The 19,751-nt window shown below is 61.0% G+C and carries 19 protein-coding genes; 15 read left to right on the top strand and 4 right to left on the bottom strand.

Annotated features, from left to right (window positions below; translation table 11 throughout):
- The first annotated feature begins 52 nt into the window (after positions 1–52).
- Complete coding sequence (locus AT959_RS06300) at positions 53–745, top strand: DsbA family protein (protein ID WP_066881792.1); 693 nt, start codon at positions 53–55, stop codon at positions 743–745.
- A gap of 14 nt (positions 746–759) precedes the next feature.
- Positions 760–1,155, top strand: a complete 396-nt coding sequence (locus AT959_RS06295) for a nuclear transport factor 2 family protein (RefSeq protein WP_066881790.1) — start codon at positions 760–762, stop codon at positions 1,153–1,155.
- 55 nt (positions 1,156–1,210) lie between these two features.
- On the opposite strand, the gene AT959_RS06290 is transcribed toward AT959_RS06295, so the two are convergent.
- A complete protein-coding gene (locus AT959_RS06290; RefSeq protein ID WP_157651229.1) occupies positions 1,211–1,543 on the bottom strand; it encodes a hypothetical protein in 333 nt (110 codons plus the stop codon).
- A 224-nt stretch (positions 1,544–1,767) separates the two neighbouring features.
- Here AT959_RS06290 and AT959_RS06285 point away from each other — a divergent pair, with 224 nt between their 5' ends.
- Together AT959_RS06285 and AT959_RS06280 are read left to right on the top strand one after the other, a co-directional pair.
- On the top strand, positions 1,768–2,445 hold the full coding sequence (locus AT959_RS06285) for a glutathione S-transferase (protein WP_066881786.1): 678 nt from the start codon (positions 1,768–1,770) through the stop codon (positions 2,443–2,445).
- 80 nt (positions 2,446–2,525) lie between these two features.
- A complete protein-coding gene (locus tag AT959_RS06280) occupies positions 2,526–3,674 on the top strand; it encodes a GNAT family N-acetyltransferase (protein WP_066881784.1) in 1,149 nt (382 codons plus the stop codon).
- On the opposite strand, the gene AT959_RS06275 is transcribed toward AT959_RS06280, so the two are convergent.
- Positions 3,675–4,253, bottom strand: coding sequence for an SCO family protein (locus tag AT959_RS06275; protein WP_066881782.1), 579 nt, complete (start codon positions 4,251–4,253; stop codon positions 3,675–3,677). It abuts the gene before it with no gap.
- Between the two features lie 79 nt (positions 4,254–4,332).
- On the opposite strand from AT959_RS06275, the gene coxB reads away from it, so the two are divergent.
- From coxB to AT959_RS06255, 5 genes are read left to right on the top strand one after another with little or no spacing between them, the layout of a single operon-like run.
- Entirely contained in the window at positions 4,333–5,547 is a 1,215-nt protein-coding gene (gene coxB / locus AT959_RS06270) for a cytochrome c oxidase subunit II (protein ID WP_240481766.1), read from the top strand.
- A 10-nt stretch (positions 5,548–5,557) separates the two neighbouring features.
- Positions 5,558–7,153 carry a cytochrome c oxidase subunit I gene (gene ctaD, locus AT959_RS06265; RefSeq protein WP_066881778.1) on the top strand — a complete coding sequence of 532 codons (1,596 nt, stop codon included), beginning with the start codon at positions 5,558–5,560 and terminating at the stop codon, positions 7,151–7,153.
- The gene (locus AT959_RS21045; protein ID WP_157651228.1) at positions 7,150–7,287 is read left to right on the top strand and encodes a hypothetical protein; all 138 of its coding nucleotides are present in this window, start codon (positions 7,150–7,152) and stop codon (positions 7,285–7,287) included. The genes ctaD and AT959_RS21045 overlap by 4 nt, the downstream gene beginning before the upstream one ends.
- A 4-nt stretch (positions 7,288–7,291) precedes the next feature.
- Positions 7,292–7,903 carry a cytochrome c oxidase assembly protein gene (locus tag AT959_RS06260; protein ID WP_066881776.1) on the top strand — a complete coding sequence of 204 codons (612 nt, stop codon included), beginning with the start codon at positions 7,292–7,294 and terminating at the stop codon, positions 7,901–7,903.
- Complete coding sequence (locus AT959_RS06255) at positions 7,900–8,772, top strand: cytochrome c oxidase subunit 3 (RefSeq protein WP_066881774.1); 873 nt, start codon at positions 7,900–7,902, stop codon at positions 8,770–8,772. The genes AT959_RS06260 and AT959_RS06255 overlap by 4 nt, the downstream gene beginning before the upstream one ends.
- On the opposite strand, the gene AT959_RS06250 is transcribed toward AT959_RS06255, so the two are convergent.
- Positions 8,760–8,960 carry a twin transmembrane helix small protein gene (locus tag AT959_RS06250; protein ID WP_066882311.1) on the bottom strand — a complete coding sequence of 67 codons (201 nt, stop codon included), beginning with the start codon at positions 8,958–8,960 and terminating at the stop codon, positions 8,760–8,762. The genes AT959_RS06255 and AT959_RS06250 overlap by 13 nt on opposite strands.
- Here AT959_RS06250 and AT959_RS06245 point away from each other — a divergent pair.
- The 6 genes from AT959_RS06245 (at position 8,953) to AT959_RS06220 (ending at position 19,184) form a co-directional block, all read left to right on the top strand.
- Positions 8,953–9,735, top strand: coding sequence for an SURF1 family protein (locus tag AT959_RS06245; protein ID WP_240481764.1), 783 nt, complete (start codon positions 8,953–8,955; stop codon positions 9,733–9,735). The genes AT959_RS06250 and AT959_RS06245 overlap by 8 nt on opposite strands.
- A complete protein-coding gene (locus tag AT959_RS06240; protein ID WP_157651227.1) occupies positions 9,705–10,319 on the top strand; it encodes a hypothetical protein in 615 nt (204 codons plus the stop codon). The genes AT959_RS06245 and AT959_RS06240 overlap by 31 nt, the downstream gene beginning before the upstream one ends.
- Before the next feature lie 134 nt (positions 10,320–10,453).
- On the top strand, positions 10,454–11,350 hold the full coding sequence (gene cyoE, locus AT959_RS06235) for a heme o synthase (RefSeq protein WP_066881770.1): 897 nt from the start codon (positions 10,454–10,456) through the stop codon (positions 11,348–11,350).
- 4 nt (positions 11,351–11,354) lie between these two features.
- Positions 11,355–12,401: a COX15/CtaA family protein gene (locus AT959_RS06230; protein ID WP_066881768.1), complete on the top strand. Its 1,047-nt coding sequence runs from the start codon at positions 11,355–11,357 to the stop codon at positions 12,399–12,401.
- A gap of 273 nt (positions 12,402–12,674) precedes the next feature.
- Complete coding sequence (pgm, locus tag AT959_RS06225; RefSeq protein WP_066881766.1) at positions 12,675–14,312, top strand: phosphoglucomutase (alpha-D-glucose-1,6-bisphosphate-dependent); 1,638 nt, start codon at positions 12,675–12,677, stop codon at positions 14,310–14,312.
- Positions 14,313–14,579: 267 nt separating this feature from the next.
- Positions 14,580–19,184, top strand: coding sequence for an AAA family ATPase (locus AT959_RS06220; RefSeq protein ID WP_205629844.1), 4,605 nt, complete (start codon positions 14,580–14,582; stop codon positions 19,182–19,184).
- A gap of 161 nt (positions 19,185–19,345) precedes the next feature.
- Here the strand turns inward: AT959_RS06220 and AT959_RS21770 are convergent.
- Positions 19,346–19,751, bottom strand: a 406-nt coding sequence (locus AT959_RS21770; protein ID WP_240481762.1) for a helix-turn-helix transcriptional regulator, incomplete at its 5' end; no start/stop codon positions are given.

Here is a 19,751-nt window from a genome sequence, read left to right as displayed (position 1 = left end):
GCCGGCAGCATTACTTTCAACATCCATCCAACAAATTGATCGAGCCAAAACCATGACGACAACCCTGCATTACATCTACGACCCGCTGTGCGGCTGGTGCTACGGTGCCGCCCCACTGGTCAAGGCGGCCCGCGCCATTCTCGACGTCCTGCCGCACAGTGGCGGCATGATGGCCGGCGCCCAGCGCCAGGCCGTGACACCGCAGTTGCGAGCCTACGTCAAGCAGCATGACGAGCGGATTGCGCAACTGACCGGCCAGCCGTTTGGCCTGGGTTATAGCGACGGCTTGTTGTGCGACACCGGCGCGGTCTTCGACTCCGAGCCGCCGACCGCCGCCATACTGGCTGCGGAACAGATGGCCGGCCGCGGGCTGGACATGCTGACGCAACTGCAAATTGCCCATTACGTCGAGGGCCGCCACATTGCCGAGCGCGCCACCTTGATTGCCGTGGCCGCAACGCTCGACCTCGATCCAGCCGCCTTCGCCGCGGCACTGGATCGCCAGTTTGGCGAGGCGGTGCAGACGCATATCCGCGCAACCCGCGAACTGATGGCTGAGGTCGGCGCCCAGGGTTTTCCCAGCTTTGTACTCGAAGCAGAAGGCGTCATGCAGAGCGTAGACATTGCCGGCTACCTGGGGCGGCCGCAAGAATTTCAGGACTGGCTGCGCGGCCAGACAAATCTAGCTGCGACGACCACCGATGCCGGCACCTTTGCTTGCGATATCAATCGCTGCGCCATCTGAAGCGGGAGAAAGGCATGAAAACCAATCTGCAGATCGTCGCCGACCACTACGCCGCATCGGCCTGCCAGGACATCGACGGCATGATGGCCGAGGTGGCACCCGATGTGGCCTGGACCGAGATGGCCGGCTTCCCGTGCGCAGGGACCTGGATCGGGCCCGATCAGGTCATCGCCAATGTCTTCGCCGTGCTCGGCAGTGAATGGGCGGACCACCGCTTCACGCTGGAGAAACTGATCGATGGCGGCGAACACATTATCGGCGTCGGCACTTATTCCGGTCGCCATCGCAGGAGCGGCAAGGCCATGCAAGCACGGGTGACACATATTTGGCGCTTGGCCGGAGCGCGGATTGTCGCCTTCGAGCAATTCACCGATACCTTGCTGGTCGTGCAGGCCATGCAGACCGAGTGAGTCGCGCTCAGTTCGTCAGCCACCACCTGCTTCTTTTCACACTTTTCAAGCAGCCTTATTGCGCAGGCGGAACAGCAACGGGCTCGACCTCCTGGCGGACCGTTTCAACCTCTTTGTTGTAGCCACGAAAATCGGACATGTCCTGATAGACGGGCTGGGCGCGGGGGGCGAAGGCGTCGCGAGAATCGTAGCGGTCCCGCGCATCGTACTGACTCAGGCTGCGGTTCGGATCGTTCGCCTTTTCCATCTCTTCAATTTGTTTCTGCAGAATCCAGCTCAGGGCGTTGATCAGGATCTTGTCTACCTGAGCATGCGCAGCCGCGCACGAGAACACGCCGAATCCCAGAGCAATCAAAACAACCAGTAGTCGCTTGAGCATGATCATCATCTCCATGGCTGGTTAAATCATGATAGTGCAGAAAACGCTTACTCGGGGGCTGCGCCAGCCGCCTAAAACAGCCCATTCCTGCGGTCGACCGCAGGAATCAGGCAATTTCTGCCCGATGGGCCGCCATTGAAGATGCTTGACGATCATGGTCGAAGGCATCGACCATAAGCCGGCAGCAGTTGCTCCACTCCGCAATTCATTCCGCTACGTGAAAGGACCCAGCCATGTTCGACCTCTATATCGGCAACAAGAACTACTCTTCGTGGTCGCTACGCCCCTGGCTGCTGCTCAAGCATTTCGGCATTCCGTTCCGGGAGCACATGGTTTCCGTCGCAGGTCGCGACTACAACGCCGCCCTCAAGCCGCTGGCCGGCAACGCCCGCGTTCCCTGCCTGCACGAAGACGGCTTTCAGGTCTGGGAGAGCATCGCCATTGCCGAAACCCTGGCTGAACGCCATCCCGCGATGTGGCCGGCCGATGCCCGGGCCCGGGCCCGGGCGCGCAGCATTTCGGCCGAGATGCATGCCGGCTTCACCGCTCTGCGCACGGCAATGCCGATGAACCTCAAACTCAAGCTCAAAGGCAAGCCGCCGACGCCGGCGGTGCAGCGCGATATCGACCGCATCGTCGAAATCTGGGAAGAGGCCCGCATGCAGTTCGCCACCGCCGACGGCCCCTGGCTGTTCGGCGCCTTCTCGGTGGCCGATGCCATGTTCGCCCCGATCGTCTGGCGCTTCCACGTGTACAACGTCGCCCTGCCGCCGCTGGCCGCGACCTATCGCGACGCCATGCTGGCCCATCCGGCCATGCAGGAATGGTATGGCGCAGCGCTTCAGGAAAGCGAGGCACACGCCCACTACGACTGCCTGGCCGACGAATACGGCGGGCCGCGTGCAGCCTGATTGCCGGTTAACTGCAAAGCGGACGGAACCGACGGTGGCGATTGCGCTCTGACCAGGCCTTCCCATCCAAACCTGCCTTGATGCCCGAGATCCCCATCACCACCGTCGCCAGCGCCCAGGATATCGACCGCGCTGCCTGGGCAGAACTGACGCCGGCCGGCCATCCTTTCCTCAATGCCGATTTCCTCGCCATCCTCGAACGCCACAACACCGCCGGCCCGGCCAGTGGCTGGCAGGCGCGGCACTGGCTGGCGCAGGCGGCGGACGGCACGGTACTCGGCCTGCTGCCGACCTATCTGAAAAGCAATTCGCACGGCGATTTCGTCCGCGACTGGTCGTGGGCGGCCGCCTATGCCCAACTGGGCAAACCTTATTTTCCGAAACTGCTCAGTGGCCTGCCGCACACCCCGGCCGCCGGCCCGCGACTGCTGGTCAAGGCCGGCGCGCTGGCCGAGCAGGTTCGTAACCGCCTGATCGAAACGGCCAAGGCGGCGGTCGGCGAACTGCAACTTTCCTCGTGGCATGTCGCCCTGCCCGCCCCCGAAGATGCCGCAGCCTTTCAGGCGCACGGGCTTTTGCTCAGCCACGACGTGCAGTTTCACTGGCGTAACCGCGGCTATGAAAATTTCGAGCATTACCTGGCTGCCTTTCCGTCCGAAAAACGCCGCAAGGTCAAGGCGGAACGGCGCCGGGTCGCCGAAAGCGGCCTAAGTATCGAAGTCCGTCACGGCGACGAGATCGACCCGGCGGAATGGCCAAGGCTCTACCACCTGTACGCCTCGACCTTCGACAAATACGGCAACCATGCGGCATTCTCGCCGGCCTGCTTTGCCGATCTCGGCGCCGCCCTCGGCCGCCGGATGGTGCTCTTCATCGCCCGCGAAGATGGTGAGGCAGTCGCCTTGTCGCTCTGTTTCCGCAGCGCCGACACCCTCTACGGCCGCTACTGGGGCAGCAGCGGCAATTACCACAGCCTGCATTTCGAACTGTGTTTCTACCAGGGCATCGCCTATTGCCTGGCCCACGGGCTGCAGACCTTCGAGCCGGGCGCCGGCGGCGAACACAAGGTGGCGCGCGGTTTCGAACCAACCGTGGTCAGCTCATGCCACTGGATCGAAGATCCCCGGATGCGCCAGTTGATCGGCCAGCACCTGGAGCGGCAGCATCACCATGTCGTCGCCTATGCCGACGAAGCGGCAACCCACCTGCCCTTTCGCGCCACTCCCTGATCAGCCGCGCAGCAACTGGCGAAGATCGGCCACGATGTCCTCGACCGGCGCCGTATCCTTGACGTAGAGGCGCAGGTGGCCGGCCGGATCGAAGACATAGGCGCCCGACGAATGATCGAGGACGTAGCCGAGTTCGCCGCCAACCTCCTTGCGCGCACTGAAGACGCGAAACTCATCGGTCACAGTCTTGATCTGCCCGGCATCGCCGCGCAGGCCAAGGAATGACGGATGAAACCAGGGAACGAAGGCTTTCAGCCGTTCTGCGCTGTCCCGCTCCGGATCGAGCGTGACGAACAGCACCTGGACGCGCCCCGCCTCGTCCCCCATCACTTTCATTACCTCGGCCAGGCGCGCCAGCGTGGTCGGGCAGATATCCGGGCATGAGGTGTAGCCAAAGAAAACGACCACCGCCTTGCCGCGGAAATCGGCCAGCGAACGAGGTTGACCGTGGTGATCGCTCAGTTCCAGCCCCCGCGCGAAGCTGGCCCCGGTCAGGTCGGTATTGCGCAAGGCCACCGGCGCCGGTTTGCAGGCGCCCAGCAGGGCGAGCGGGAGAGCGAGAAATAGGCGTCGGCGCATGATGTTAAATATTATGGAACTAATTACGTAATACCGATTCTCAACGCATAAGTCGGTTCTCACAAGGGGAGGGAACAGAATGGCGAGAACACCGCATCATTCACTGGCTGGCTGGCAAAGCCGTGTGTACGCTTGTGCCTGTCGAACAGGCCGCCTCGCTCTGGCCCCGGCCCTGCTCCTGCCGACGGTAGCCAGCGCAGCCTACAGCTTCAACTTCCCCGAACCGGTCACTCCGATTGCGCGGGAAACGCTGCATATCCACAACGAGTTCATGCTGATCATCACCATCCTGTTCGTGGTGGTGTTCGCCATCATGATCTACTCGATGATCAAGCACCGGAAGAGCATCGGCCACCAGCCGGCCAAGTTCGTCGGCCCGACCGGCGCGCTGCAGTGGTTCTGGGCGCTGATTCCCTTCGCCATCCTGCTCTTCATCGACTTCGTGCTGATGGGCATTCCAGCAGTGCAGGCCATCATCAATATGGAAGACACCAAGACCAAGGCGGACATGGTGCTCAAGGTAACCGGCATGCAGTGGAAGTGGCAGTACGAATACCCCGAATCCGGGCTCAAGTTCATCAGCACGCTGTCCACGCCGCGCGACCAGATCGCCAATGCCGAGGCCAAGGGCGAGCACTACCTGCTCGAAGTCGACAAGCCGGTCGTGCTGCCGGTCGGCAAGAAGGTGCGCATCCTGCTCACCTCGACCGATGTCATCCATACCTGGTGGGTACCGCAATTCGGCGTCAAGCGCGATGCCATTCCCGGCTTCCTGCGTGAAACCTGGGTGCTGATCGAAAAACCCGGCATCTACCGCGGCCAGTGCGCCGAATTGTGCGGCAAGGACCACGGCTTCATGCCGGTAGTCGTCCATGCCGTGCCGGAACCCGAGTATCTCGCCTGGCTGGAAGCTCAGAAGGCCGAGGCCAAGACAGCGGCCGGTGGCGCCGACCGGACCTGGAGCAAGGACGAACTGGTCGCCGAAGGCAAGGCGGTCTACGAAAAGGTCTGTGCCGCCTGCCACCAGCCTGACGGGAAGGGTTTGCCGCCGGCTTTCCCGGCGCTGGCCGGCAGCAAGGTTGTGAATGCACCACTGCTCGACATGAACGGCAAGGTGATCAAGGACAGCCATGTCGACCGGGTGCTGCACGGCAAGGCCGGCACGGCGATGCAGGCCTTCAGCGCCAGCCTGTCCGATGTCGAGCTGGCCGCCGTCATCACTTACGAACGCAACAGCTTCGGCAACCAGATGGGCGACATGATCCAGCCAGCCCAGATCAAGTCCCTGCGTTAGGAGACGAGCGATGAGCACAGCCACCACCCACGCCGCCGAACACCCGGCCGAACATTATCCCGGCGGCCTGATGCGCTGGCTGACGACGACGAATCACAAGGACATCGGCACGATGTACCTGACCTTCTCGCTGATCATGTTCTTCGTCGGCGGCCTGATGATCCTCGCGGTGCGCGCCGAACTGTTCCAGCCCGGCCTGCAGTTGATGCGCCCGGAATTCTTCAACCAGCTGATCGGCGTGCACGCGCTGGTGATGATCTTCGCGGCGCTGATGCCGGCCGCCACCGGCTTCGCCAACTGGATGCTGCCGCTGATGATCGGCGCCCCGGACATGGCGCTGCCCCGCCTCAACAACTGGGGCTTCTGGTTGCTGCCGCCGGCCGCCATTTTGCTCACCCTGCCCTTCACACTGGCCCTGTTCGGCATCGGCGACGGCGCGCTGGCCACCGGCTGGACCTTCTACGCGCCGCTCTCGGTGCAGGGCGGCATGGGGGTCGATTTCGCCATCCTCGCCGTGCACATCCTCGGCATCTCGTCGATCATGGGCTCGATCAACATCATCGTCACCATCTTCAACATGCGCGCCCCCGGCATGACCATGATGAAGCTGCCGCTCTTCGCCTGGGGCTGGCTGATCACCGCCTTCCTGCTCATCGCCACGCTACCGGTGCTGGCCGGTGCGGTGACCATGCTGCTCACCGACCGCCATTTCGGCACCCATTTCTTCGATGCGGCCGGCGGTGGTGACCCGATTCTCTTCCAGCACCTGTTCTGGTTCTTCGGTCACCCCGAGGTATATATCCTGCTGCTGCCGGTCTGGGGGTTGATGCCGCATGTCCTGTCCACCTTCTCGCGCAAGCCGGCCTACGGCTACACCGCGCAGGTGTACAGTTTCATCGCCATCGGCCTGCTCTCGGTGGTGGTCTGGGCGCACCATTTCTTCACCGCCGGCATGCCGATCCCGGCCTTGGTCTATTTCATGTTCAGCACCATGGCGATTTCGATACCGCTGGCCGTGCTCTTCTTCTGCTGGATCGCCACCATGTGGAAGGGGGCGATGACCTTCGAGACGCCCATGCTGTTCGCCGTCGGCTTCATCGTGCTGTTCGGCATCGCCGGGCTGACCGGACTGATCCTCGCCGACGTCGCGGCCGACGCACAGTATCACCACAGCTATTTCGTCGTCGCCCACTTCCATTACGCGCTGTTCGCCGGCGGCATCATGGGCGTGATGACCGGCGTTTATTACTGGCTGCCCAAGTGGACCGGCCACATGTACAGCGAAAAGCTCGGCAAGCTGCATTTCTGGCTGACCGTCTTTTCCTTCAACCTGACCTTCATTCCCCAATTCTTCCTCGGCCTGGCCGGGATGCCGCGACGCATTCCCGACTACGCACTGCAGTTCGCCGAGTTCAACGCGATCTCGACCTTGGGCGCCTTTGTCCTTGGACTTAGCCAGTTGCTCTTTGCCTGGAACATCTGGTGTTGTGTAAGGGGCGGCCCAAAGGTCGAGAGCCGCGTATGGGAGGGGGCGGAAGGGCTGGAATGGGAGCTCTCGTCGCCACCACCCCACCATAGCTGGGAAACCCAGCCCACCATCAAATGAGCGAGAACGACATGGCCCCCGCCTTCTCCGACGCCGACCTCGCCCGCCGCCGCAGCGCCGCCCGCCGCCTCGGCTGGCTGCTCGGCGCCGCCGTGCTGGCGCTCTACCTTATCGGGCTGTTCATCAAGCGCTAGCGCCATGGAACAGGTCCAGCCCACCTCCCCCAGCCACAACCGCCTGATCGGCAAGCTGTTGCTGATGGTGGCCGGGGCCTTCGCCTTTGCCTTCGCGCTGGTACCGCTCTACAACGTGCTTTGCGAAGCGACCGGCTTCAACGGCAAGACGGCCGGGCCGACGGTGATCCGCGACGGCTTCGGTGTCGGCGGCCTGCAAACCGGCACCACTCCGGCCCCGAAGGTCGATCTCGGGCGGACCGTCCGCGTCGAATTCACCGGCACCGTGATGCCTGGCCTGCCCTGGGACATGCGGCCGCTGACGATCAGCCTCGACATCCACCCCGGCGAACTGCAGCAGGTCAGCTACCTGGTACGCAACACCTCGGACCGGCCGATCACCGGCCAGGCGGTGCCGAGCGTGACGCCGGGCCAGGCGGCGCAGCATTTCGACAAAATCGAATGCTTCTGCTTTTCGCAACAGACCCTGGCTCCGGGTGAAGCGCGCGAGATGCCGCTCGCTTTTATCGTCAAACCGGAGGTCGACCGCAGCATTAGCCACATCACGCTGTCCTACGCCTTTTTCAGCACCGACGGACAACGCCAGACACTGACCAGCAGCGGGGAGGCACGATGAAAGCAAATCCAGCCCATGCCACAGCCGGGGAACACTACTTCGTTCCGCAACCCAGCCTCTACCCGGTGATCCTGTCCGGCGGCATGTTCCTGCTCGCCCTCGGCTTCATCCAGCTGATCAACAACTTCGGCCCCGGCAAATGGGTGATGCTGGGCGGCACGGCAGTCATCCTCTACGTGCTTTTCGGCTGGTTCGGCAAAGTCATCTACGAATCGCAGAGCGGCGCCTATCGCGACTGGGAAGACCGCTCCTTCCGCTACGGCATGATCTGGTTCATCGCCACCGAAGTGATGTTCTTCGCCGCCTTCTTCGGCGCCCTGTTCTACGTCCGGGTGATTTCGGTGCCGACGCTGGGCGGCATGCTTCCCGAACATGGCTTCAGCCTGTGGCCGGAATTCGCCGGCACCTGGCCGACCAGCGGGCCGAAAGGGGCGGCTTTCACACCGATGGGCGCCTGGGGCATCCCGGCCCTGAACACCGCCCTGCTGCTCAGTTCCGGCGCCACCGTCACCTGGGCGCACTGGGGGCTGCTACGCAACAAGCGCCGCCAACTGGCGCTCGGTCTGGCCGCCACGGTCTTGCTCGGCAGCGTCTTCCTCGGCTTTCAGGCTTACGAATACCACCACGCCTACAACGAACTTGGCCTGACCATGGGGGCCGGCGCCTACGGGGCGACCTTCTTCATGCTGACCGGCTTCCACGGTTTCCACGTCACGCTCGGCACCATCATGCTGCTGGTCATCCTGCTGCGCAGCCTGAGCGGCCACTTCAGCGCCGAGCGCCATTTCGCCTTCGAGGCGGTGGCCTGGTACTGGCACTTCGTCGATGTGGTCTGGCTGATCCTCTTCGTCTTCGTTTACTGGGTGTAGCCGGGAATGAGACCGAACCTGAAACCGGCCAGCAGCAACAGGAAGAGCGCGATCGACAGCCCGATGCGCAGGGTCAGCGCCCGCACCGTCCGCTCACCGGCCCCCTGGTCGCGGTAGAGATAGAAGAGCCCGGAGAATAGGCTGCCGACGATGGCCAACAACAGCAAAACGACCAGCAGCTTGAGCATCGGCGATACCTCCGAAGGAATTTCCGTCTCCCAGTATGCGCGCCGCCCGGGCAGAGCGGCAAGGGCCAGCCGCCGACAGGTCGCGCTGCTCGGCGGCCTGCTGCTCGCCTTCCTGTTGCCGGCCTTCATCTCGCTCGGCCTGTGGCAATGGCGTAAGGCCGAGGCCAAGACTGCCCTGCAAACAGAGTTGGACAGCCGCAGCCACGATGCCGCCATCGCCATGCCGATGACCCTGCTCAATGCGGCCGATATCGAGTCACTGCGCCACCGCCGAATCATGCTGCGCGGCACCTACGATGCCGCGCACCAGGTGCTGATCGACAACCGCCTGTATCGGGAACAGGCCGGCTACCACGTCATCACCCCGCTCCACCTGGCCGGTTCCGACCTGCACGTGCTGGTCAACCGCGGCTGGCTGCCGGCCCCGGCCGATCACCGTTTGTTGCCGGTCGCCGAAGTGCCGGCCGGCGAGGTCGAACTGACCGGCATCGCCGTGCAGCCCAGCCAGCGCTTCTTCAACCTGACGCCGCAGCCGACCAGCGGCTGGTCAGCGGTCTGGCAGAACCTCGATCTCGAACGTTTCCACGCCGCTGTGCCCTACCCGCTACCCCCTATCGTCATCCAGCTCGACGCTGCAGCAACGGGCGGCTTCGTCCGCGACTGGCCGCGTCCGGACGAACGAGCCGACCGCCACCGCAGCTACGCCCTGCAATGGTTCGGCTTCGCCGCCGCCAGCCTCGGTATATGGGGCTTTTTCCTGATTCGCCGACCATGAACAGCCTCGCCATCCATCCGCTCCCCAACCAACGCCAAGGCCGGCTGATGCTGGCGCTGATCGTCGTCCTGCTCGCCTTGCCCTTCGCCATCGGAGCCGGCCTTTACTTTGGCGGCTGGCAACCGCCCCGGAGCGGGCATCACGGCCACCTGCTCACCCCTCCTCTGAGGCTGGCGGACCTATTCCCACACCCCAAGGGTGCTTCCTTCGGGGCGCGGTCAACCGAAAAAAATGCCGAAAAATGGAAACTCGTGCTCCATGTCCGAGGCCCCTGCGCCACCGAATGCACGAGCCGGCTCGACGAAATGCGCCGCATCCACGTCGCCCTCTACAAGAACATGGGTCGCGTGAGTCGCGCCGTGTTGACCGATCAACCGGATGACCCTGTCCTGCTCGCCCTGCACGCCAGCCAACCCGACCTGATGGTCCTGACCATCCCGTCCGGCGCACTGTCCGAAATCACCGACCCCGTGCTGCTGGTCAATCCTCAGGGGCTCGTGATCATGAGCTACCCACCCGACGCCAGCCCCCAAGGCATGCGCGCCGATCTCGACCGCCTGCTCAAATACGCCTGGACCAGCTAGAGCATGGACGAGCCAAACAAATCTCCGTCATTCCCGCGCAGGCGGGAATCCAGTTCGTTGATTTTCTGGATCCCCGCCTGCGCGGGGATGACAAATAGGACACAGCCTGCTTAGCACCCTCGGGGAGAACAACCATGCACACCGTCGCCACACCCAGCCTCTCGCTCGGCCAACGCCTGACGGCCTTCAGCCACCTGTGCAAGCCGCGGGTCAACAGCCTGATCGTGTTCACCGCGATGATCGGCATGTGCCTGGCGACCCCGGATTTCCCGCCGCTCTTGCGCTTCACTGTCGCCTCGCTCGGCATCGCGCTGGTGTCCTTCGCCGCAGCCGCGCTGAACTGCCTGGTCGAGCGCACCGTCGATGCCAAGATGGCGCGCACCAGTTGGCGGGCAACGGCGCGCGGCGACATATCGCCGCTGGAAACCGTCACCCTGGCCACCGCCCTCGGCGCCGCCGGCCTCTGGCTATTGCACAGCTACATCAATGACCTGACGATGTGGCTGACGCTGGCCACCTTCGTCGGCTACACCGTCATCTACACGCTGATCCTCAAGCCGGCGACGCCGATGAACATCGTCATCGGCGGCGCCTCCGGGGCGATGCCACCGCTGCTCGGCTGGACGGCGATGACCGGCCAGGTCTCGGCCGAGCCGCTGGTTCTCTTCCTGATCATCTTCCTGTGGACGCCACCGCATTTCTGGGCGCTGGCCTGCTACCGGCGCGACGACTACGCCCGCTCCGGCCTGCCCATGCTGCCGGTGACGCACGGCATCGCCTTCACCTGCCAGCACATCCTCTGGTACACGGTGATGCTCGCCGCCGCCAGCCTGATTCCGGTCTCGCTCGGCATGAGCGGGACGTTCTACCTGATCGCCATCAGCCTGCTCGACCTCGTCTTCCTCGGCTACGCCATCGCGCTTTGCCGCAATTACAGCGATGGACTGGCCCGCCGTACCTTCCGCTACTCCATCCTCTACCTGACCCTGCTCTTCGCCGCCCTGTTCGCCGACCGCCTGATCGTCTTCTGATCCCATGCTTCTCTACCGCCGCCTGCTGCTTGCCGCAACGCTACTCGCCGTACTCGTCATCGGCCTTGGCGCCTACGTCCGCCTGTCCGATGCCGGCCTCGGTTGTCCGGATTGGCCGGGCTGCTACGGCCATTGGCTCGGTGTGCCCGAGGCGGCGCACGAACAATTGGCGGCCAGCCAGGCTTTTCCGCAGCAGGCAATCGACACCGGCAAGGCGTGGAAGGAGATGATTCATCGCTATTGCGCCGGCACGCTGGGCCTGCTCATCCTCGCCCTCTGCCTGCTCTCCTGGCGCGCCGAGTTTCGCCAGCGGCAGTCGCCGGCCCTGCCGACGCTGCTGCTCGGCATCGTCGGCCTGCAAGCGGCGCTCGGCATGTGGACGGTGACCCTGCAACTGAAACCGCTGATCGTCACGCTGCATCTGCTCGGCGGCATGACAACGCTGGCCCTGCTGGTCGCCCTGCTGCTGCGCAGTCAGGCCGGCGCAGCCAGGCCGCCGACCACAGCCGCCCTCCGCCTGAGCGCGGCCCTCGCCCTTGCTGTCGTCGTCGGCCAGATCGCCCTCGGCGGCTGGGTCAGCAGCAATTACGCCGCCCTCGCCTGCCCGGACTTTCCGCAGTGCCAGGGGCAATGGCAGCCGACCATGGATTTCGGCCAGGCCTTCAGCCTGCACCGCGAGTTGGGCCAGAGCGTCGACGGCAACCAGATTTCCAGCGCGGCGCTAACGGCGATTCACTGGAGCCACCGCCTCGGCGCCCTCGCCGTGCTGCTCGCCGTCGGCGCCCTGGGCGCGGTGCTGGTCAAAACCGGCTGCCGTCAATGGCAAGTTTGGGCGGCGCTGCTCTATGGTCTGCTCGGCCTGCAGATCGGACTGGGCATCGCCAATGTGCAGTGGTCGCTGCCGCTGGCCCTGGCCGTCGGCCACAATCTGGGCGCCGCCTGCCTGCTGACGGCCGTGCTGACCATCAACCTGCGCTGCCAGCCGAGCCGGGCAGCCGATCCTGCCCCCAAGAACGATCTGCTGCTGAACACAGGGTCCAGTCGCGGCTGATTCACTACTCCAGCAGCTCCCGTCCTAGTGTGACGCTTCCGAATTGCTGAAATCTTCGAAATACCAACCGGTCATTCCCGCGCAGGCGGGAATCCAGTCGGCCTATGGATCCCCGCCTGCGCGGGGATGACGGTTGCCTGTGAGATAGCACTGAGATTTGCGAAGCAGGCCATTAGCGACCCAAGTGCGCCGACAGTCTTGCCAATGGAATACAAAACCCGCACCATGTCGGCCGCCCCAGGCTACGCCCTGCTTCAACGAAAGAGATTACCGATGGCTCACCCTCTCGCCGGCCAGCCGGCTCCCCTGACCAGCCTGACCGACATTCCCGCGCTGCTCGCGGCTTACCGCACACAGCCCGACGTCAGCCAGCCGACCCAGCGCGTCGCCTTCGGCACCAGCGGCCATCGCGGCTCGGCCTTCAACGGCAGTTTCAACGAGGCGCACATCCTCGCCATCACCCAGGCTGTTGCCGAATACCGCGCCCAGGCCGGCATTCGCGGCCCGCTGTTTCTCGGCATGGACACCCACGCCCTGTCCGCCCCCGCCCAGCAAAGCGCCCTCGAAGTGCTCGCCGCCAATGGCGTGCTGACCCATCTGCAGGCCAACGGCGGCTACACGCCGACGCCGGTCATCTCGCGCGCCATCCTCGCCCACAATGCCGACGCCACCGCCGAACGGGCCGACGGCATCGTCATCACGCCCTCGCACAACCCGCCGCAGGATGGCGGCATCAAGTACAACCCGCCGCACGGCGGCCCGGCCGACACCGATGTCACCGGCTGGATCGAACAGCGCGCCAATGCGCTGATGGCCGACGGCAACCGAGGCGTCAAGCGCCAGCCCTACGCCCAGGCGCTGGCCGCGCCGACGACCCATGCGGTCGACCTGATGAAACCGTACATTTCCGAACTAGGCAGCGTCATCGACATGGAGAGCATTCGCCGGGCCGGCCTGCGCATCGGCGTCGATCCCATGGGTGGCGCCGCCGTCGCCTACTGGCAGCCGATCGCCGAGATGTACGGCCTGAACATCGAGGTCGTCAATACGGCGGTCGATCCCGCCTTCGCCTTCATGTCACTCGACCATGACGGCAAGATCCGCATGGATTGCTCCAGTCCCTACGCGATGGCCGGCCTGGTCGCGCTGAAAGATCGCTTCGACATCGCCTGGGGCAACGACGCCGACGTCGACCGCCACGGCATCGTCACGCCCTCGCTCGGCCTGATGAACCCGAACCATTACCTGGCGGTGGCGATCAACTACCTGCTGACCCACCGGCAACACTGGCCGCGCAACGCGGCGGTCGGCAAGACGCTGGTGTCGAGCGGCCTGATCGACCGCGTCGTCAATGGCCTGGAGCGTCGCCTGCTCGAAGTGCCGGTCGGTTTCAAGTGGTTCTCGGCCGGCCTGCTCGACGGCAGCATCTGCTTCGGCGGCGAGGAAAGCGCCGGCGCCAGCTTCCTGCGCCGCGACGGCACGGCATGGACGACGGACAAGGATGGCATCATCCTCGGCCTGCTCGCCGCCGAAATCACCGCCGTCACCGGCCGCGACCCGGGCCGTCATTACCTGGACCTGGCAGAGCGCTACGGCACGCCGCATTACCTGCGCATCGACGCCGCCGCCAGCCCGGCCGAAAAGGCCGCTTTCAAGCAGTTGACCGGCGACCGGGTCAGCGCCGCGACGCTGGCCGGCGAAGCGATCACCGCCCGCCTGACGCGCGCCGCCGGCAACGACGCACCGATCGGCGGCCTGAAGGTGACGACGGAAAACGGCTGGTTCGCCGCCCGCCCGTCCGGCACCGAAGACATCTACAAGATCTACGCCGAGAGCTTCAAGAGCGAAGCGCACCTGCAACAACTGGTGGCAGAAGCGCGCGAACTGGTCAGCGCCGCCCTCGCCGGCTGAGCCTGACTGACGAGGGCTGCCAGGGCAGCCTTCAGTTGCCGCTGACCGGAAACAATAAAGTCTGTCGAGCATTAAATAAACAAGGCCCAGCAAATGCCGGGCTTTGTTTTTTTTGATTTTCAGCTATTTGGCCTGAGCAGCTGTTGGTCTGAGTATTAAGTCGCTCTGCAATCAGCAGCTTAGCCGCCACACAGATCGCAGTGTGACTACTAATCCGAGGCAACCCATGGCAATCGTCATAAACTGAGCGTTATCTGAATCAGGGTAATGGATACCCTATCAACGGGAATCAAGATGAGTATTGCAGGCATACGCTCCAATCGAGGCGATGGATACCAGACCTTGGTGGCATTTGATTGGGCATTGACAGTTTTATCTGACGAAAACTACCAATGGCTTGAAATTGATTCGATAACTTATCTAGTCGACGACGTGGTCGTCGGTAAGGCCGACGGCACATTGATCGCTTGCCAGTGCAAAAAAAATCAAATCGATTTCGAGGCATGGTCGATAACTCACCTCGCCGATGAACTGGAGAAAGCTGCCAGATTGCTCAAACAGAATAAAGCTGCCGAAGTTCGATTCTATTCGCGCAACAACTTCGGCGAACTTGGAAAGCTGAAAGAACACAGTGCGACTCAGCACGATGCGAGCACCTATCAAACCAGTTTGGGCATCGCAAATCAGAAAACAGATACTGCCCTCTCGAAATTACTTTCCACCGCCGCTCCAGGTCTTTCAACCTACGAACTCATACGCCGTACTGAGTTTGAAACCAGCAGTGCTCTGGATCGCATGGAAAGTCAGCTACGTGAACGTTTGCGTAGCATGGCCAGCAATCCAGATGCCGCATTCAATGCGCTCTGGTTTCGTCTAGATCAATTGGGTGCGCGTATGAGCGGCGATGGTTCATCCGCAAACGCTCAGCATCGATTCACCAAAAATGATCTCGAAGCTATTCTTCTCAAGGCGGGAGCGCTGTTGGTTCCTCCCGTGAATATTGCCGAGGTACGTGCATCATTTTCCAATACCTCAGCTATCGGCAGATCGTGGCGGCGTGATGTGGCAGGTCAGCGGATACCCAACCCGGTGGTAAACGAACTGCTGGCTGCAATCGATGCTGGGAAACGCGCCATCTTGCTCACTGGTTTGCCTGGTTCGGGAAAAACCTGTGTGATGCTTGAGGTACAGGACACCTTGGAGCGACACGCACAAACCCGCTCAGATATCGTGGCGCTTTTCATCCAGTCGCGCGAATTTGCTGATATAGGGACTTCACAGGATCGACAAGCTTTTGGCCTGTCTGAGCATTGGGTCAAGCAAGTTGCTCGTATGGCGGAAAGTGCGAAGGTGATTGTCGTAATCGACTCTCTGGATGTGCTGTCTATCGCCCGCGATCATCGGGTACTAAGCTACTTTCTGGCTCAAATAGACCAACTCCTGTTGATTCAAAACGTAAGCGTAATCACCGCTTGCCGTGACTTTGACCGAAAGTACGACCATCGAATTGCAGAAAGAAAATGGGATTGCGAATTCAAGTGTCTCCCCTTGGACTGGGATGGCGACATTGCGCCTTTAATTGAAGGGCTGGGGATTGCATCTGCCAATATAGATGCCGTTACACGAGAGCTGATTCGAAACCCTCGGGAACTGACGTTGTTTGTCGAGTTGGCGCAGCGAGAGGGTGGGTTCAGCGTCGTAACCAGCCAAGCTTTGGCACAGCGTTATCTCGATGTGATTGTGCGGGCCAACGCTTCGCTTGGTGATTCTGCAATACAAGCAATTGAAGTTATCGCCGCTGAAATGCTCGAATCACGTAGCTTGGCCGTACCTTATCAGCGCTTTTCTTCCTCGCAGGAGATTCTGCGGGCACTGTGCAGCCTTAACGTTTTGCAAGAAACCCAAGATGGCAAGCTGACCTTCGGGCATCAGACCCTGCTTGACGTTTTGGTCATCAGTAGAGCCTTGCGTAGCGGCATTACGCTGAATCAATTCATACAGAGCTTGCCTCCAGTTCCATTTGTCCGCCCCAGCATCCGTAGCTTCGTCGCACAGTTGGCTTTGGGTGAGCGACGTGAATTCAGAAAACAAACACGGGCAGTGTTGACTGGTAACGCAGCCTTCCATATCCGACGCTTGGTCGCCGAGTCGTTTTCCGAACAGATACCTGTAGACGATGACTGGCCCTTGATGCGTGAATTGCGCGAAAAGCACCGCGATGTTTTTCAGGTGATCTATGCGTCGGCCAAGGCGATTGAGTGGCACCGTTTTTGGCTCAAGTATCTGCTACCAGTTTTGAAAGCCGAACGGGATGCTGAAGGTTATGCTGGGCATGCCTATCAAATTGCACGATGGAAGAATGAAGATACTCAGGGTGTCTTGTCATTCTGGCAGGAGGCGCTTTCTCTGGAGTGGATTGATAGCAATCGAATCGCCGGGCAACTTCCGTTTTATCTATCTGAAATCACATCGGAAAACTTGGCACTGGTTGTGCCATTGCTTCAACGACTGCTAGATATGCCGCATCCCGATCACAGCTTCCTGGGGCGATCCATTGCTCGCTGCGTAGAAGCTAGTGTCGTAGGAGATGAGCTACTTTGGCGCTATATGTTAGGTGGGGTTAGCGAAAATGACCTTCTAGAATACCGATTCGATAACAAATTGCATTGTCAGGCGCATGAATTTGGCGACCGTCAGGACGACTTCGTCCGACAACGTATGGAAAAATCCACAACATTGCTTGATCTGGCCGTGGCGTCTATTGAGCAATGGAGCAATGCACGTGCATCGCGCTACGGAGAAACGCGTATAGGCTACCGATATGGTTTTCTGAGCGAAACATCGTACGAAAATACGCACAGTCTGCGAGACATACACCACGTAGAGAATATGGATGCCCTGCTTGATGCGGTTGAAGCCTCCATTCTTCACCACGCAAAAACGCATTCATACTGGTGGCAAAACAACCGCGAACGCCTGTGCTTCAACCGCGAGGGGGCCTTGCTCTACTTCGCCGTGAAGGCTTGTACTGAGACACCTGAGGCCAATATTGACCTGATAGGTCGCATGTTATGCGATCAATACATGCTTGAGTTCGAACTGAGCTACGAGCTGGGGACACTAGTTCAGTCGGCATTCAATGTTCTCGACGAGGCGGCACAAGATGCTGTGACAACGACCATCTTAACCACATGGAAAAAGTATGCGTCTGAAGACTCCGAGCGCTATTGGGTATTGAAAAAGCGTGCCGAGTTGATCAGCACAATCCCTTGCTGCCTACGTTCGCCAGAAGCACAAGCAGTGATTGATGAATATGAGAATAAGGCCGGAGTACTTGTTCGCCAGCCGGATATTCGCTCTCGTGGCGGTAGCGTCAGAGCACCATTTTCATTTGAGGCATTTCTTGGCGCTAGCGATAGCCAAGTATTGCGCCTGCTAGCTCATTACAACGGTCATTCAGATTGGCATGGGCCCGACTTTCTGGTGGGCGGCGAGCGCGAGGTTGGTGGGCAACTTCGAGAGGCCTCCTCTCGCCATCCCACTCGATTTTTGGGGCTGTTGCCAACCTACTGGGCGGATATTCCACCGAGATTTCGCGATGACATTATGGATGGCGTCGCCACATACCTAGCCTATCGCTTTGGCAACTTGCAGACGAACGAAACATGGCAGCCTATCGATGAGCCGGATCCCCATGTCTTGGCTAGTCATATTCTCGATGAACTAGAAAGGCATCCGCTACATTGGCAGCTCCGACGCCCAGCAGCCAAGGTCTTGGAGGCGTGCGCCAACGTCGTACGAGACCCGGAAAGTGGCGAGCGGCTGGTATTTTTGGCCATAGGCTTTGAGCGACTGGATGAAGACGCCCCGATCAAGGGTGATAACGTCGGTTTGACCTCTCTGGGGATCAATATGGCCAAAGGAGACGTTGCCGAAGCCTTGGTGATTCTGGCAACCAATTTTCGAAAATTCGGAGGCGTATTACCTGAGCTGCTACAACCCGCATTGCGCCGTTTTGCAGGAGACAAACATCCTGCGATTCGCGCCGTGATCCTTCGTCGCCTGCCTTATTTGCAAAGCAAGAATTTCGAGCTGGGTTGGAATTTGTTTCACCTTGCCATGCATGACGCAGAGGGACTTTGGGAAATAGCCGAACCCTGTCTCTATTACGCTTATCACAATCACTTCGAGATGGTGAAGCCTTTACTGACACGTCTTCGTATCGAGGGAAGTGGCAAAGACCTTGAAACGTGGGGGCGTATTTCGGCTTTAGCTAGCATGACCCGGCACATCGACTTTGCGGAATTTTTGCGCGACTTGAGCGCTCTCGATGACACAAATGCTTGGCATGGAGCAACGACCGTCTGGACAAATACTGAAAATTTTCAACGACATCGCGAACAGTGTATTGCCGGCATGAATGCCGGCATGAATACGGGAGGCATTCATGCCTTGGCTGTTGCCAGACAAATTGACCATATTTTCAGAGATGAGACGGCCATGATTTCTGTACCGTTAGAACTCATTCGAAGCTGTTTTTCTGTATTCGAGAGCGACAGCGAGAGCGAAAACAAACACCATCGGCTTTTCGGTTTCCATGAATGGCTTAATACAACCGCTCAGAATAATCCTGGGCAAGCACTGGCTGCAGCCAAAATCTATCTGGCTTACGTCAGCCGTTGCAAACCATATCTCTATGACCATAAAGATAGTCTCACCCAACTGATGACCCGACTTTTTGCCGAGGCAGAAGAACGAGAAGAGTCCGACGGAGGTGCGATGCTAAAAAGCGTGGTAGAGATACAAGACACGCTACTTTCGCTTGGAGTCAATGGTGTAACAGATTGGCTAAGAGCAGCCGAACGCCCCTGAACTGCCCAGAAAGCCGTAGCTACTCCACAGTTCGAGCTGGCAGCTAAGCAGTTGATTGCAGCCCGTTCAACACGTCAGGCCAATGTCTGTACCGATAACTAGGCGCTCAGAATCCAAGCTATATCCGGCCCCGACAGACTTTATTCTTCGCCACCATCGCCTCAGTTGCCACGCATCTTGCTCAGCGCCAGGTTGGCCGCAGCGGTCCGCGTTTCGACGCCGAGTTTCTCGAAAACATGCTCCAGGTGCTTGTTTACCGTCCGTGGGCTGTTGCCGAGGATGTCGCCGATGTCGTTGCTGGTCTTGCCCTGCACCACCCAGTAAAGCACTTCGGCCTCGCGCTGGGTCAGCCGGAAGGCGGCGATCAGCGATTCGATGGCCGAGGCGTCGTTTTCCTCGCGCAGTACGACCAGCCACTCGTCGTCGCCGGTCTGGTCGTGGAAGGAAGCCAGTAGCCGGCGGTTGCCCTCGGCGACCAGCAGGGTATTCGGCTCGCGGCTGTCGCGGCGGGCCAGGTTGGCGCCGGCAATCCATTGCAGCAGTTCTTCCGGCGCCACTTCCTCCGGG

This window comes from Dechloromonas denitrificans (assembly GCF_001551835.1).
In the GTDB taxonomy this organism is placed as follows: domain Bacteria; phylum Pseudomonadota; class Gammaproteobacteria; order Burkholderiales; family Rhodocyclaceae; genus Azonexus; species Azonexus denitrificans.
The sequence above is the reverse complement of the archived record's forward strand: the minus strand, read 5'-3'. Positions and strand labels throughout refer to the sequence as shown.

Bases quoted from the DNA above. Each gene is read 5' to 3' on its own strand.
- AT959_RS06300 (WP_066881792.1), top strand. From the start codon at position 53: ATGACGACAACCCTGCATTACATCTACGACCCGCTGTGCGGCTGGTGC.
- AT959_RS06295 (WP_066881790.1), top strand. From the start codon at position 760: ATGAAAACCAATCTGCAGATCGTCGCCGACCACTACGCCGCATCGGCC.
- AT959_RS06290 (WP_157651229.1), bottom strand. From the start codon at position 1,543: ATGATGATCATGCTCAAGCGACTACTGGTTGTTTTGATTGCTCTGGGA.
- AT959_RS06285 (WP_066881786.1), top strand. From the start codon at position 1,768: ATGTTCGACCTCTATATCGGCAACAAGAACTACTCTTCGTGGTCGCTA.
- AT959_RS06280 (WP_066881784.1), top strand. From the start codon at position 2,526: ATGCCCGAGATCCCCATCACCACCGTCGCCAGCGCCCAGGATATCGAC.
- AT959_RS06275 (WP_066881782.1), bottom strand. From the start codon at position 4,253: ATGCGCCGACGCCTATTTCTCGCTCTCCCGCTCGCCCTGCTGGGCGCC.
- coxB (WP_240481766.1), top strand. From the start codon at position 4,333: ATGGCGAGAACACCGCATCATTCACTGGCTGGCTGGCAAAGCCGTGTG.
- ctaD (WP_066881778.1), top strand. From the start codon at position 5,558: ATGAGCACAGCCACCACCCACGCCGCCGAACACCCGGCCGAACATTAT.
- AT959_RS21045 (WP_157651228.1), top strand. From the start codon at position 7,150: ATGAGCGAGAACGACATGGCCCCCGCCTTCTCCGACGCCGACCTCGCC.
- AT959_RS06260 (WP_066881776.1), top strand. From the start codon at position 7,292: ATGGAACAGGTCCAGCCCACCTCCCCCAGCCACAACCGCCTGATCGGC.
- AT959_RS06255 (WP_066881774.1), top strand. From the start codon at position 7,900: ATGAAAGCAAATCCAGCCCATGCCACAGCCGGGGAACACTACTTCGTT.
- AT959_RS06250 (WP_066882311.1), bottom strand. From the start codon at position 8,960: ATGCTCAAGCTGCTGGTCGTTTTGCTGTTGTTGGCCATCGTCGGCAGC.
- AT959_RS06240 (WP_157651227.1), top strand. From the start codon at position 9,705: ATGGGGCTTTTTCCTGATTCGCCGACCATGAACAGCCTCGCCATCCAT.
- cyoE (WP_066881770.1), top strand. From the start codon at position 10,454: ATGCACACCGTCGCCACACCCAGCCTCTCGCTCGGCCAACGCCTGACG.
- AT959_RS06230 (WP_066881768.1), top strand. From the start codon at position 11,355: ATGCTTCTCTACCGCCGCCTGCTGCTTGCCGCAACGCTACTCGCCGTA.
- pgm (WP_066881766.1), top strand. From the start codon at position 12,675: ATGGCTCACCCTCTCGCCGGCCAGCCGGCTCCCCTGACCAGCCTGACC.
- AT959_RS06220 (WP_205629844.1), top strand. From the start codon at position 14,580: ATGGATACCCTATCAACGGGAATCAAGATGAGTATTGCAGGCATACGC.